14 protein-coding genes are annotated in these 14,378 nt (G+C 45.5%); 11 read left to right on the plus strand and 3 right to left on the minus strand.

All coding sequences use genetic code 11. The annotated features are described in order from the left end of the window. The first annotated feature begins 1 nt into the window (after position 1). From rsfS to GZN30_RS09470, 10 genes are all read left to right on the plus strand, one after another. Positions 2-319, plus strand: coding sequence for a ribosome silencing factor (gene rsfS, locus GZN30_RS09425; protein WP_075651100.1), 318 nt, complete (start codon positions 2-4; stop codon positions 317-319). Positions 320-322: 3 nt separating this feature from the next. Beyond that, positions 323-793: a 23S rRNA (pseudouridine(1915)-N(3))-methyltransferase RlmH gene (gene rlmH / locus GZN30_RS09430; RefSeq protein WP_075651098.1), complete on the plus strand. Its 471-nt coding sequence runs from the start codon at positions 323-325 to the stop codon at positions 791-793. A 6-nt stretch (positions 794-799) separates the two neighbouring features. Further along, the gene (gene mrdA / locus GZN30_RS09435) at positions 800-2,692 is read left to right on the plus strand and encodes a penicillin-binding protein 2 (protein ID WP_075651096.1); all 1,893 of its coding nucleotides are present in this window, start codon (positions 800-802) and stop codon (positions 2,690-2,692) included. Then, a complete protein-coding gene (rodA, locus tag GZN30_RS09440) occupies positions 2,692-3,813 on the plus strand; it encodes a rod shape-determining protein RodA (protein ID WP_075651094.1) in 1,122 nt (373 codons plus the stop codon). The genes mrdA and rodA overlap by 1 nt, the downstream gene beginning before the upstream one ends. Positions 3,814-3,816: 3 nt before the next feature. Next, positions 3,817-4,674 carry a septal ring lytic transglycosylase RlpA family protein gene (locus GZN30_RS09445; protein WP_075651092.1) on the plus strand — a complete coding sequence of 286 codons (858 nt, stop codon included), beginning with the start codon at positions 3,817-3,819 and terminating at the stop codon, positions 4,672-4,674. A gap of 89 nt (positions 4,675-4,763) precedes the next feature. Then, positions 4,764-5,942, plus strand: coding sequence for a serine hydrolase (locus GZN30_RS09450; protein ID WP_075651090.1), 1,179 nt, complete (start codon positions 4,764-4,766; stop codon positions 5,940-5,942). A 142-nt stretch (positions 5,943-6,084) separates the two neighbouring features. Continuing rightward, positions 6,085-6,363, plus strand: coding sequence for a DUF493 family protein YbeD (ybeD, locus tag GZN30_RS09455; protein WP_075651088.1), 279 nt, complete (start codon positions 6,085-6,087; stop codon positions 6,361-6,363). 178 nt (positions 6,364-6,541) lie between these two features. Then, positions 6,542-7,198 (plus strand): lipoyl(octanoyl) transferase LipB, encoded by a 657-nt coding sequence (gene lipB, locus GZN30_RS09460; RefSeq protein WP_075651086.1) that lies wholly within the window; start codon positions 6,542-6,544, stop codon positions 7,196-7,198. A gap of 4 nt (positions 7,199-7,202) precedes the next feature. Beyond that, positions 7,203-8,168, plus strand: coding sequence for a lipoyl synthase (gene lipA, locus GZN30_RS09465; protein ID WP_075651084.1), 966 nt, complete (start codon positions 7,203-7,205; stop codon positions 8,166-8,168). A gap of 166 nt (positions 8,169-8,334) precedes the next feature. Then, entirely contained in the window at positions 8,335-8,661 is a 327-nt protein-coding gene (locus tag GZN30_RS09470; protein WP_075651082.1) for a hypothetical protein, read from the plus strand. A gap of 276 nt (positions 8,662-8,937) precedes the next feature. On the opposite strand, the gene glyA is transcribed toward GZN30_RS09470, so the two are convergent. Further along, a complete protein-coding gene (glyA, locus tag GZN30_RS09475; RefSeq protein ID WP_075652468.1) occupies positions 8,938-10,188 on the minus strand; it encodes a serine hydroxymethyltransferase in 1,251 nt (416 codons plus the stop codon). A gap of 333 nt (positions 10,189-10,521) precedes the next feature. On the opposite strand from glyA, the gene GZN30_RS09480 reads away from it, so the two are divergent. Beyond that, positions 10,522-11,121: a YitT family protein gene (locus tag GZN30_RS09480; protein WP_075652467.1), complete on the plus strand. Its 600-nt coding sequence runs from the start codon at positions 10,522-10,524 to the stop codon at positions 11,119-11,121. Positions 11,122-11,190: 69 nt separating this feature from the next. Here the strand turns inward: GZN30_RS09480 and treC are convergent, their stop codons facing one another. Further along, a complete protein-coding gene (treC, locus tag GZN30_RS09485) occupies positions 11,191-12,876 on the minus strand; it encodes an alpha,alpha-phosphotrehalase (RefSeq protein WP_075652466.1) in 1,686 nt (561 codons plus the stop codon). Between the two features lie 77 nt (positions 12,877-12,953). Next, positions 12,954-14,378 (minus strand): PTS trehalose transporter subunit IIBC, encoded by a 1,425-nt coding sequence (gene treB, locus GZN30_RS09490; RefSeq protein WP_075652465.1) that lies wholly within the window; start codon positions 14,376-14,378, stop codon positions 12,954-12,956.

Raw genomic sequence — 14,378 nt, forward strand, 5'->3', positions numbered from 1 at the left:
CTTGCAACACCAACAACTCAACGCATTTTTAGTAGACAAAGTAGACGATATGAAAGCACAAGATATTCAAACTATCGACGTGCAAGGCAAATCAAGCATCACAGATTTCATGATCGTATGTACCGGTACTTCTAAGCGTCACGTTGCTTCCATTGCTGATCACGTTGCTCGTGAAGCAAAACTCGCAGGCTTTGAGCCACTCGCGATCGACGGTGAAGTTGAAGGGGAATGGGTGGTAGTTGATATGGGCGATACCATTCTGCATGTGATGCAAGAAGAACAACGCGAAATGTACCAGCTTGAGAAGCTATGGGGCTAAGCAATGAAGTTACAGTTAATTGCCGTCGGCACTAAGATGCCAAAGTGGGTCGAAGAAGGCTTTCAAGAATACAAACGCCGCTTTCCACATGACATGCCACTAGAGTTGATTGAAATTTCAGCAGGTAAACGCGGTAAAAATGCCGACATTGCAAGAATTCTGCAAAAAGAAGGCGAAGCAATGCTTGCAGCCGTGCCTAAAGGCAATCGAATTGTTACTCTCGACATACCGGGTAAGAAGTGGGACACACCACAGCTCGCTGAACAACTTGAAAGTTGGAAGCTCGATGGTCGTGACGTATCAATTTTAATTGGCGGCCCTGAAGGTCTCGCTCCAGCTTGTAAAGCTGCCGCAGACCAAAGCTGGTCACTTTCAGCCTTGACCCTACCTCATCCACTTGTGCGAATCGTTATGGCAGAAAGCCTATATCGCGCTTGGAGTATTACCGCTAACCACCCATACCATCGAGAATAAGCGTACATGTTAAGGAAGCGCACCAAAATCAGAGACTACCAAGCGGAATCACGTCTGTTCGCCAGCCGTGCAATTGTCGCTTTTCTTGGTATTGTCGTGATGATGGGACTGTTAGTGGCTAACTTGTACAACATACAAGTAAACCAATATCAAGACTACAAAACTCGCTCTAACGATAACCGCATTAAAGTGGTGCCTATTGCACCCAACCGTGGTCTTATCTACGATCGTAATGGGGTACTTTTAGCTGAAAACCGTCCGGTTTTTAGCCTTGAGATCACACCTGAGAAAATCAAAGATATGGATGACACGATTGCGCGTCTCCAAGAGATCCTCGAAATCACTCCAGAGCAAGTTGAGCGCTTTCAAAAAGAGCGTCGCCAAACGCGACGCTTTAAATCTGTGCCAATCCTGAACCAGTTGACTGAAGAGCAAGTGGCTAAGTTCTCAGTCAATCAACATAAATTCCCTGGGGTTGCAGTCAATGCTAACCTCAAACGTTACTACCCTTACGGCGAAGTATTAACGCACGTTATTGGTTACGTATCCCGCATCAATGACCGCGATATGCAGCGTCTGGTCCGTGAAGAAAAAGACGCGAACTATCAAGCCACTCGCGATATCGGTAAGTTGGGTATCGAGCGTTACTATGAAGATTTGCTCCATGGCACGGCCGGTTATCAAGAAGTCGAAGTCAACAGCCGCGGGCGCATTATCCGTGTTCTGAAATACGTGCCGCCAATCCCTGGTAAAGATTTGGTTCTCAACCTTGATATCGACTTGCAGATGTACGTTCACAAACTGCTCGCAGGTCGCCGCGGCAGTGCGGTTGTGCTCGACCCACACGATAATGGCGTGCTCGCCATGGTTTCAAGCCCAAGTTACGATCCGAACGCCTTTGTTCACGGTATTTCTGGTAAAGCTTATCGCGCATTACTTAACGACAAAAACCGTCCACTGGTAAACCGCGCAACGCTGGGCATTTACCCGCCCGCTTCGACAATCAAACCTATGATGGCAGTCGCGGCGCTAACGGAAGGGGTGATAACACCAAACACCACCCGAAACGATCCGGGTTACTGGAAGATTCCAAATTCAAAGACCAAACCATTCCGCGACTGGCTACGCTGGGGACATGGTAAAGTGGATGTGATTAAATCGATTGAAGAATCGGTCGATACTTTCTACTACCAAGTCGCTTATGACATGGGAATCGACCGCATTTCGCAATGGATGATGATGTTTGGTTTCGGTGACTATACTGGCATCGACATTCATGAAGAAAGTAAAGCCAACATGCCAACCCGCGATTGGAAGATGGCACGTCACCGTACTCCTTGGTATCAAGGTGACACCATTCCCGTAGGTATTGGTCAGGGCTACTGGACAGCAACCCCAATGCAGATTGCCAAAGCAACCTCTGTTGTCGTCAATCATGGTAAGGTGATCGCTCCCCACCTATTGCGAGCTACCATTGATAACGGTGCTGATTTCACTACCAACTCAATGGCAGAAATCGTCACTTATCCACCTATTACTGGTGTCAAAGATCAGTATTGGGATATTGCCATCGAAGGTATGCGATTAGTTAACCACGGTAGAAAAGGGACTGCGCGCCGTGCATTTGCTGGTACGCCATACATGACGGCGGGTAAATCGGGTACTGCCCAGGTATTTGGTCTAGGCGAAGATGAAGAATACAACGCCGATGAAATTGCCGAGCACCTACGCGACCATGCCTTGTATACTGGATTTGCACCGATTGACGATCCTCAGTTGATCGTCACCGTGGTACTTGAAAACGCCGGTGGCGGTTCAAGCAATGGTGCGCCAGTGGTTCGTAAAGTATTTGATCGCATGTTAGTTGAGAAGAATATAGTTAAAAACAAGGAAGAGTAATGGACTTTGCCCACCCCACAGGCCAAAACCGATCGCTGTTTGAACGTTTTCACATCGATTTACCCCTATTACTAGGAATCCTAGTTTTAATGGGGTTTGGCTTAGTGGTGATGTACAGCGCAAGTGGGCAAAGCTTCGCTATGATGGATCGCCAAGCGATGCGCATGGGACTCTCGCTTGGTGTCATGATCTTACTCGCGCAAATACCGCCAAGAACCTATGAATCGTTAGCGCCATTAATGTTTTTTGTTGGTGTGTTGCTGCTACTTGGGGTGCTCTTTTTTGGTGAAGCATCTAAGGGGGCGCAGCGTTGGTTAAACCTCGGGTTTGTTCGTTTCCAACCATCAGAATTACTTAAGCTTGCCGTGCCATTAATGATTGCGCGCTATATCGGTCGAGGCTCTTTGCCTCCGACCTTTCAAACCATCGTTATGTCGCTTGTCATGGTCATGGTGCCAACCATATTAATTGCCAAACAACCCGACCTCGGCACCTCTATCCTAATTGCCGCATCGGGAATATTCGTGATTTTCCTGGCAGGCATTAGCTGGAAAATCATCACAGCAGCATTAATAACTCTGAGCGCATTTCTCCCAGTACTGTGGTTTTTCTTGATGCGCGAGTATCAAAAGGTACGAGTGCGTACACTGTTTAATCCAGAATCCGATCCGCTTGGCGCGGGTTATCATATTATTCAAAGTAAAATCGCGATTGGCTCCGGTGGTGTCGGTGGTAAAGGTTGGCTCCAAGGCACTCAGTCGCAGTTGGAATTTCTTCCCGAACGCCACACTGACTTTATCTTTGCGGTTATCGCTGAAGAGTGGGGATTAATCGGAATTTTAATACTACTCTGCCTCTATCTGTTTATAATTGGGCGGGGCTTAGTCCTCGCTAGCCGTGCCCAAAGTGCATTTGGTCGCATGATGGCAGGCAGTATTGTATTAAGTTTTTTTGTTTACGTATTTGTAAACATAGGTATGGTTAGTGGTATCCTCCCAGTGGTTGGTGTACCCCTACCATTAGTCAGTTACGGCGGTACCTCAATGGTTACCTTAATGGCCGGTTTTGGTATTTTAATGTCTATACACACACATAGAAAAGCGTTCTCGAAGGCAAACTAATTAATGAATACAATCCATAAACTCGCAGCCCTAGCACTCATCAGTAGCGTTATGGTTGGTTGTTCCTCTTCGCCTTCAGAACCGGAGACAGCTCCTACGACTCCAACGGAACCAACAACGCCACCGCTTTCTGATTCTGATCGCTACCAAGAAGAGCGTTACGAACTCAAAAATGATGTCGCACCCGAAAAACCGATGTCGGTGGAACATATTGAAGAAATTACACCGCAATATGAACCATACAGCCGAGGCGGTAATAGAAATTACACCGTTCGCGGCAAGAGCTACCAAGTGATTAAAGATCCGAAAGGCTTTAAAGAAAAAGGACAAGCGTCTTGGTATGGTAAAAAATTTCATGGTCACTTAACGTCTAACGGTGAAGTGTACGACATGTACTCTATGTCAGCGGCACATAAACAACTGCCGCTACCAAGCTATGTCAAAGTCACCAATACCGATAATGGCAAAAGTACTATTGTGCGTGTCAACGACCGAGGTCCATTTCATCCAGGACGAATTATCGACCTCAGCTATGCTGCGGCTACCAAATTAGATGTGATTAAAACGGGTACTGCCAACGTCGAGATTGAAGTGATCACACCAGAAAAACCGAGTGCGGAGACTAAACAGCAAGACTTGCCTAAATTCCAAATTCAAGTCGCTTCATCGCAACATAAAGATCGCGTGGAAACTTTAGCGCAAACTCTTGGTCAAAAGCTTTCAGTGGCGAGCTTTGTAAACTCAGATAATGATATTCATCGAGTGATACTCGGCCCATTTGATGACTATACTCTGACGCAAAAGACGTTAGAGCAAGTTAAACTATTGGGCTATTCGAGCGCATTCGTCAGAAAAAATTAATTTCCTAACCATTCAGAGCCCTCTCTTGACTAGTTTGAGGCGGGGTTTCTGTTAAGATATGGCCAGTTCAAGATAAACCTGTAGTCAATATGAAAAAAACAACGTTACTTAAAACCGTTTTTGCGTCTTCTATTGCGCTTTCAACCACTTTCGCGTCACAAGTGATTGCATCTCCAGTAGTTGTGCCAGATCCACCGCAAATTGCCGCTAAAGGCTACGTGTTGATGGATTACCATTCAGGCAAAGTCCTTGCAGAGAAAGAGATGCATACTAAGCTATCTCCAGCAAGTTTAACCAAAATGATGACCAGCTACGTAATCGGTCAAGAACTTGCTCGCGGCAATATTTCTGAAAACGATGACGTAACGATCAGCCAAAATGCTTGGGCTAAAAACTTCCCAGACTCTTCGAAAATGTTTATCGAAGTGGGTACAACGGTAAAAGTGAAAGATCTTAACCGCGGCATCATCGTTCAATCGGGTAACGATGCGTGTGTTGCAATGGCCGAGCATATCGCTGGCTCAGAAGATGCTTTCGTAGACCTAATGAATGCTTGGGCAAACACGCTGGGCATGAAAGATTCGCACTTTGCTAACGTGCACGGTCTAGATAACGATCAACTATACTCAACGCCTTACGATATGGCGTTACTTGGCAGTGCACTTATTCGTGACGTGCCAGATGAGTACCGCATCTACTCAGACAAAAAATTCACTTACAACGGTATCACTCAGTACAACCGTAACGGTCTATTGTGGGATAAAAGCATGAATGTGGACGGCATCAAAACCGGTCACACCAGCAATGCAGGTTACAGCCTAGTAAGCTCAGCAACTGAAGGTAAAATGCGTTTAGTTGCGGTAGTAATGGGCACCAAAAATGCCAATGCTCGTAAATCAGAAAGTAAAAAGCTTCTGAGCTACGGCTTCCGCTTCTTTGAAACCGTCGCACCACATAAAGCGGGTGAAACGTTTGTTGAAGAAAAAGTGTGGATGGGTGACAAAGACATGGTTGCACTTGGTTTAGACCAAGACACTTACGTGACACTGCCGCGCGGTCAAGCGAAAAACCTAAAAGCAAGCTTCGTACTTGAAAAAGAACTTGAAGCCCCAATTAGTAAAGGTGACGTAGTTGGTACGCTATACTACCAACTAGATGGTGAAGATATTGCGCAATACCCTCTTCTTGCTCTTGAAGATGTTCAAGAGGGTAGCCTATTTAGTCGCCTTTGGGATTACATTGTAATGCTGGTTAAAAGCTTCTTCTAATCTCGGCACTAAATAACATCTTAAAGCCGCCACTGGGCGGCTTTTGTTTTATAACCGTATAAACGGTAATCTTGAGATTAAACCTGATTGGCAGTAAGATTCCGCGCTGCTTAGATCAATATTCCAACTTGGAGTTTTTAACATGTTGACTATCAACTCAGACGCAAAACTGAAAGACCTGCTTGAGTTCCCTTGTAAGTTTACCTACAAGGTAATGGGCTATGCTAAGCCTGAACTACCAGAAAAGGTTCTTGAAGTGATTCAACGCCATGCTCCAGGTGACTACAGTCCAACGGTGAAACCAAGCTCAAAAGGTAACTACCACGCGGTATCTGTTACTATTAAAGCGACTTCAATCGAACAGGTTGAAACACTTTACAAAGAGCTAGGTGAAATCGACATCGTACGCATGGTTCTATAACTTTATTTGAAAAAATAAATTATTTTTGAAAGCAGCTCCGGCTGCTTTTTTGTTATTTATCAAAAAGATACTAATTCAATACATTTACTAGGGTTAAGAATGTGTTATCAACATATAGTTCAAAGTGTCAAAGAGGTTTATAATCAACGCTCTTAATTGATGAATGATGGACTCAGGAATGCAACAAACTCTGGTTGTGAAGCATCTTGGCAAACAGGATTACGAGCCAATTTGGCGCGCAATGCACAATTTTACCGATACTCGCGATGATGAAACACGTGATGAAATTTGGTTTGTTGAGCACAACCCTGTCTTTACCCAAGGTCAAGCAGGCAAAGCAGAGCACTTGTTAAACACAGGTGATATACCAGTCGTACAAAGTGATCGCGGTGGTCAAGTCACCTACCACGGTCCCGGACAACTGGTGGTTTACTTCCTGATCAATCTGCGTAGGAAAAACATTGGTGTGCGAGATCTCGTTACACACATTGAAAACCTCGTGATCAATACACTGAAAGCATACAATATCGATTCAGCGGCTCGACCAGATGCACCCGGCGTGTATGTAGATAATAAAAAAATCTGCTCACTCGGTCTGCGTATTCGTAGAGGCTGTTCGTTCCATGGCTTGGCGCTCAACATTAACATGGACATGACCCCGTTCTTGCGCATTAACCCATGTGGTTACGCAGGTATGGAGATGGTTCAAGTTAGCCAACTTGGTGGACCGGATAACGTCGATAATGTGGCAGAGCAATTATTGAAAGAACTCGTGACTCTGTTGGATTACCAACAGATTGAAGTCAGCACAGAAGTCCCAAACGATAAGAAATAGAAGCATGAGTAAACCAATCCAAATGGAAAAAGGCATCAAATACCGTGATGCTGACAAGATGGCACTGATTCCTGTTAAGAACATGCCAGTTGAGCAGAAAGAAGTACTGCGCAAGCCTGACTGGATGAAGATCAAGCTGCCTGCAGATAGCCAACGTATTCAAGATATCAAGTCTGCAATGCGTAAAAACAACCTGCACTCAGTTTGTGAGGAAGCCTCATGCCCGAACTTGGCAGAGTGTTTTAACCACGGTACAGCGACCTTCATGATCCTAGGCGCAATTTGTACTCGTCGTTGTCCATTCTGTGACGTTGCCCACGGTCGTCCACTGACACCAGAAGCTGATGAGCCACAAAAACTGGCTCAAACCATCAAAGACATGAAGCTAAAGTATGTGGTGATTACTTCCGTTGACCGTGATGATCTACGTGACGGTGGTGCTCAGCACTTTGCAGATTGTAACCGTGAAATCCGTGCTCTTAGCCCGAACATTAAGATTGAAACTCTTGTTCCTGACTTCCGTGGTCGTATGGACGTGGCGCTGGATCTGATGAAAGATAACCCGCCAGATGTGTTTAACCACAACCTTGAAACGGCACCACGCCTGTACCGTAAAGCTCGCCCAGGAGCAAACTACAAATGGTCTCTAGAGCTGCTGAAAAAATTCAAAGAGCAACACCCAGAGATCCCAACTAAGTCAGGTTTGATGATGGGCTTAGGTGAAACCAAAGAAGAGATCATCGAAGTACTTAAAGACCTACGTGCACACGGTGTGACTATGCTAACCCTTGGTCAATACCTCGCGCCTAGCCGTCACCACCTACCAGTTGAGCGTTATGTTCCGCCATCTGAGTTTGATGAGCTCAAAGAGATTGCCTTAGAACTCGGCTTTACTCATGCTGCTTGTGGTCCATTCGTGCGTTCTTCTTACCATGCAGATATGCAAGCTCAAGGTATTGAAGTTAAATAACTCGCCAACACTTCTTTCAAAGACCAGTTTTTAACTGGTCTTTTTTATTTATGGCAAAAACCTATTTCACTTGCAGCAGCCAATATGCACTTCTAGGCTTATAAGGTAGCACTAATTAAGCTGGTCGCCGATTAACGCTGCAGATAACAATAAATAGGATATAGCCATGGATAAACTCCTTTTACTTACGGTATGCAGTAGCACGCTATTGCTTGGTTGTAGCAGCCAAACTCAACAAGATCATTTTCGTGAAGCTTCTTTCGAGCTGTGCAATACCGAAGTTGATATCTATTCCGTTAGCGATGATGGTCGAGTAAGAATTCTCTGCTCTGATGGCTCTAAATTCGCACTTACTCGCGAAGATACCTTAGAGACCATGCGTGATATCAACATCGATTATTGCGACGGTGAAGGACTAGGAAAATTCAGTGAAAGCTCACGTTACTACTCATTCAAGTGCAAATCCGGCACGCTGCTGAGTATTTCGAAGTGAGAAACGGGATGCGGGATGCGGGATGCGGGATGCGGGATGCGGGATGCGGGATGCGGGATGCGGGAAAATTCTGGATACACCATTTGACTAATTCAAACCATTTTTCGCAGCATTTCGCTTCCAGTTTAGGACAATAGGCAACAAAAAAGAGCCCTGCTGGACTCTTTCTAAATTATCAATTTCAAACTAAATCGCCTCTAGTTCAAGCAAAAGGCGCACAGTTTACGTAAGTAAATGAGCACCTTTGACACCGAAATAGAGTGATTTAGGCAGAAATTATGCGTAAACCGGTAGACGCTTACAGATCTCGAGAACTTTCGCTTTCGTTGCTTCGATAACATCTTGGTTCTCAAGGTTATCAAGCACGTCACACATCCAGTTTGCTAGATCTTTTGAATCTTCGGCTGTGAAACCACGGCGCGTGATTGCTGGTGTACCGACACGGATGCCTGATGTTACGAATGGGCTACGTGGATCGTTTGGTACTGAGTTTTTGTTTACTGTGATGTTTGCTGCACCTAGTGCTGCGTCTGCATCTTTACCTGTGATGTCTTTGTCGATTAAATCAACTAGGAACAGGTGGTTTTCAGTGCCGTTTGATACGATTTTGTAACCACGCTCTTGGAATTGAGCAACCATTGCTTTTGCGTTTTCTACAACGCGCGCTTGGTATGCTTTGAACTCAGGTTCCATTGCTTCTTTGAACGCGACCGCTTTACCTGCGATTACGTGCATTAGCGGACCACCTTGACCACCTGGGAAGACAGCTGAATTCAGCTTCTTGTACATGTCTTCACCTGCATTTGACAGGATTAGACCGCCACGAGGACCTGCTAGAGTTTTGTGCGTCGTTGTTGTCACTACGTGTGCGTGCGGCACTGGCGTTGGGTATACACCTGCTGCAATTAGACCTGCTACGTGAGCCATGTCTACGAATAGGTACGCGTCAACTTTGTCTGCGATTTCACGCATGCGTTTCCAGTCTACGATTTGTGAGTAAGCCGAGAAACCACCGATGATCATCTTTGGCTTGTGCTCAACTGCCAACGCTTCCATTTCGTCGTAGTTGATTTGACCTGCTTCATCGATACCGTAAGGAATAACATTGTAGTGCTTACCTGAGAAGTTTACTGGTGAACCGTGAGTTAGGTGACCACCGTGCGCTAGGCTCATACCTAGTACTGTGTCGCCTGGGTTCAATAGCGCCATGTAAACTGCACTGTTTGCTTGAGAGCCTGAGTGTGGTTGAACGTTCGCGTACTCACAGCCAAATAGCTGACAAGCACGGTCAATTGCTAGCGCTTCTGCTTTATCAACGTACTCACAACCACCGTAGTAGCGTTTACCTGGGTAACCTTCAGCGTATTTGTTTGTTAGCTGAGAACCTTGCGCTTCCATTACACGTGGGCTGGTGTAGTTTTCTGAAGCGATTAGTTCGATGTGTTCTTCCTGGCGAAGAGTTTCCTCTTGGATAGCTGCGAACAATTCCGCATCGTAATCTGCGATGTTCATATCACGCTTAAGCATCTGTATCTCCTGACTCAGATTTAGACTGAAAGTTGCAAAAAACTGGTTAACGACTCCGACGCAAACGTTTTCGTCACCCTATTGGCGCGCATTTTAACTAATTTGATCTAGGTCATAAAGAGAAAATTTGAATTTTCTCATGCAGTTTTTTCATACTGTTGTTCAAGGTTTATCATGTTAACTGGACAATAGTGTGACAATTATCACAAATATCTTTACACCTTGTAAAACGACAATTACATAGATTTACCCTAAATTTCGAAATCAAGCTACCGAAAAGCCAATCTTTTGATTACTATGCTCGGCTTTCGTTCACCTGATAAATGATCTTCGATGGCAAAACATACTCGTAAAGAAGACTGGATCGCGATCCTGACAGGCACCTTAGTGGTAGCGCAAGGTATTTTCTTTCTCCAAGCTTCACACTTACTGACGGGTGGCACTACTGGATTAGCTCTATTACTGAGCCAAGTCGCGCCATGGTCATTTGGTACTCTCTACTTTTTAGCAAACTGTCCATTCTACCTGTTAGCGTGGAAACGTTTTGGGACTAAGTTTGCATTTAATAGTGCGATTTCAGGCGCTTTAGTTTCAGTTTTTGCCGATCACCTCCATCTAGTCATCAGCGTAGATAAGGTTAACCCTATCTATTGTGCGGTTGCCGGCGGTTTGTTGATGGGCTTGGGGATGCTGATCCTATTCCGCCATCGCTCAAGTCTGGGAGGCTTCAATGTTCTGTGCCTCTATATCCAAGACAAATTTGGTATCTCGGTTGGCAAAACTCAGATGGTGATCGACTTAAGTATCTTAGTGACTTCGTACTTCTTTGTTGACCCTATGACCTTGCTTTACTCCGTGATTGGTGTCATCGCGTTAAACCTAGTACTTGGGATGAACCACAAACCGCACCGCTACATTGTTAAATACAGCTAAGATTGAAAAATGAAGGCTTTGGTCAATAACCAAAGCCTTCTTTATATCTCTCAGATAACAAGTGGGGGGTTATTTATCAATAAGAATAATACGGGTCTCGTAAGGGCGCAGTTCAATGATGTTGCCTGATTGCAGCATTGGCTGCTGTGGGTAGTTAGTGAGTAAGCACTCCGCTTTCTCTAACTCAATCTCATCAGGCAACTGACACTGCGTTGGCTCAGCGTAGTAGTTACTGATTGATAACAGTTGCTGAGCCTCTGTTTCACGCACATAGACATAACAACGCGTATCTAAAGGTAACAAGTCACAAAAACTACCTTGCGTGATCACTGGATATTGCTTACGCAATTCAATCAGCTGTTTATAGAAATAAAATACCGAGTTAGTGTCTGCTAACGCTGCTTGTGCATTAATGTGTGAGTAGTTACTTGCTACTTCAAGCCAAGGTGTACCTTGAGTAAACCCGGCATGTGCGGAACTGTCCCACTGCATTGGCGCACGAGAGTTATCGCGTGATTTTTGCGCAAGAATCGCCATCATTTCACCGTGGCTAATCCCCTGCTGCTCAACCATAATCTGGTACATATTAGTGCTCTCAACATCACGATACTGAGTGATGTCTTGATAACCTGGGTTGGTCATCCCCAGTTCTTCACCTTGATAGATATATGGCGTTCCTTGCATCATATGCAGCGAAGCGGCGAGCATTTTTGCCGATTCGACACGATAGTTTTGGTCATCGCCCAGTCGGCTGACAATACGCGGCTGATCATGGTTACACCAAAACAGCGCACCCCAACCATTATTACTTAATCCGGTCTGCCAATGGTTAAAGATCTGCTTAAGCTGGATAAAATCAAACGGCGCCTTAGTCCACTTTTCCCCTTGAGGATAATCCACTTTCAAATGATGGAAATTAAACACCATCGACAACTCTTTACCATCGAGGGATGAATATTGCTGACAATGCTCAAGCGTTGTCGAAGACATCTCGCCAACGGTTACGCTGCCGTATTTCTGAAACACCGCTTGGCTGATCTCTTGCAGATATTCATGGACTCGTGGACCATCGGTATAAAAGCGACGACCATCGCCCACGTCATCATTAGGAAAATCTTGTTGCTTGGAAATCAGATTGATGACATCCAAACGGAAACCATCGACGCCTTTCTCGGCCCAAAAACTAATGATGTTCTTCACTTCTTGGCGAACCTGAGGGTTCTCCCAATTAAGGTCCGCTTGCTCGGTGGCGAAAAGATGCAAATAGTATTGGTTGGTCTTTGAATCTAACGCCCAAGCGCTGCCACCGAACTTCGATTGCCAGTTGTTTGGTACATCGCCATTTACGGGATCTTTCCAAATGTAATAGTCGCGATATGGACTCTGCTTGTCACCAAGGGCAGATTGGAACCATTGATGGGCAGTTGATGTGTGGTTAACCACAATATCCATAATAATTCGGATACCGCGTTGATGCGCTTGATCAAGCAGTGCGTCAAAATCGTCCATATCACCAAACTGCGGGTTAATCGCATAGTAGTCTGAGATGTCGTAGCCATTATCGACCATCGGCGATTGATAAACTGGCGTTAGCCAAATGGCATCGATACCCAATTGCTTTAGGTAATCCAGCTTGGAAATAATCCCGCGAATATCGCCCGTTCCTTTATCTCCTGAGTCACAAAAGCTTTTGGGATAGATTTGATAAATGGTGGCACTCTTCCACCAATCTTGCTGTGGATTGATATTTGTCATAACGGTTTTCACTTACCAGTTTGAGCGAGATTTCGACTCAAGAAAACCCACGACAAAAGCTGCCGTGGGACAAAAAATTACGCGTTGGCAGTTTCAAGCTCACCTTTGGCTTGAGCACGCTTGTAGAAGAACAGAGTAAAGACAATTGGCAATACAATTGCCACTAGCATCGCTAGTGCATAGACGCTCCAGAACTGCGGCTGGATTGATAAAATCCCCGGCAGACCACCCACTCCGATGCCATTCGCCATCACGCCTGACATACCACAAATCGCCGCGGCAGCTGCTGAGCCGAACATGGCACTTAGCATTGGAAACTTATACTTGAGGTTGATGCCGTACATCGCCGGTTCCGTCACACCCAAATAAGCGGAGATGGCTGCTGGTACTGAGATATCGCGTTCGCCATGTTTTTTACTGATGATAATGATGCCGACAACCGCAGAAGCCTGAGCAATATTTGAAAGCGCAATCAAAGGCCAGATTGGCGTACCGCCTAAATCTTGCATCAATTGCAGATCGACCGCGTTAGTGGTGTGGTGAATACCCGTGATCACCAATGGCGCATAAAGGAAACCAAAAATAACAGAGCCAATCACCGCAAAGTCGCCAGTCATCGCCGCTTTAGCGGCAAACGCCACGCCATCACCCAACATACGACCAAACGGTCCAATAATAGAGTGAGCCAAAACGACAGAAACAATAATTGAGACAAACGGCACCACCACCAAATAGAGGTAGGACGGAATAATGCGTTTTAAGGTGGTCTCAATAAATGCCAATGCCACACCAGCTAGCATCGCTGGTATCACCTGAGCTTGGTAACCAACCTTCTCTATCACAAACAGTCCGAAATCCCATACTTCAGGCGCTTGTTTACCAATAAGGTAAGCGTTCATCAGTTGGGGCGAAACTAAGGTCACACCTAAAGTAATACCCAGGATTGGTGTACCACCCAACTTTTTCACCGTTGACCAACACACACCAACGGGTAGGAAAAAGAAGATCGCTTCACCGATTAGCCACAAGAAGCTGTGTACCGTTGCCCAAAATTGGCTAATTTCAGTCAGTGACTGACCATCAAACATCTTGATGTCGCCAATCACGTTACGGAAACCTAAGATCAAACCGCCAGTAATAATCGCAGGCAGAAGCGGGACAAAAATTTCAGCCAAATGGGAAATCCCGCGCTCAAGCACATTCATGTTCTGACGCGCCGCATTCTTAGCGTCTTCTTTTGAAGCTTCACTCTTACCAGAGAGTGTAATCAACACCTTGTAGACTTCATCAACTTCCGCGCCGATCACCACTTGGAACTGACCTGCGTTGGTAAAGCAGCCTTTGACCATTGGCAATGCTTCCAAACCTTTCTCGTCAGCTTTGCCCGTGTCGTTTAACACAAAACGCAAGCGCGTTAAGCAATGGCTTACGCTGGCAATGTTTTCCGCTCCGCCGACCAATTCGATCAGACGCACAACATCTTGTTTGGCTATCTTACTCAT

Source organism: Vibrio ponticus, assembly GCF_009938225.1.
In the GTDB taxonomy this organism is placed as follows: domain Bacteria; phylum Pseudomonadota; class Gammaproteobacteria; order Enterobacterales; family Vibrionaceae; genus Vibrio; species Vibrio ponticus.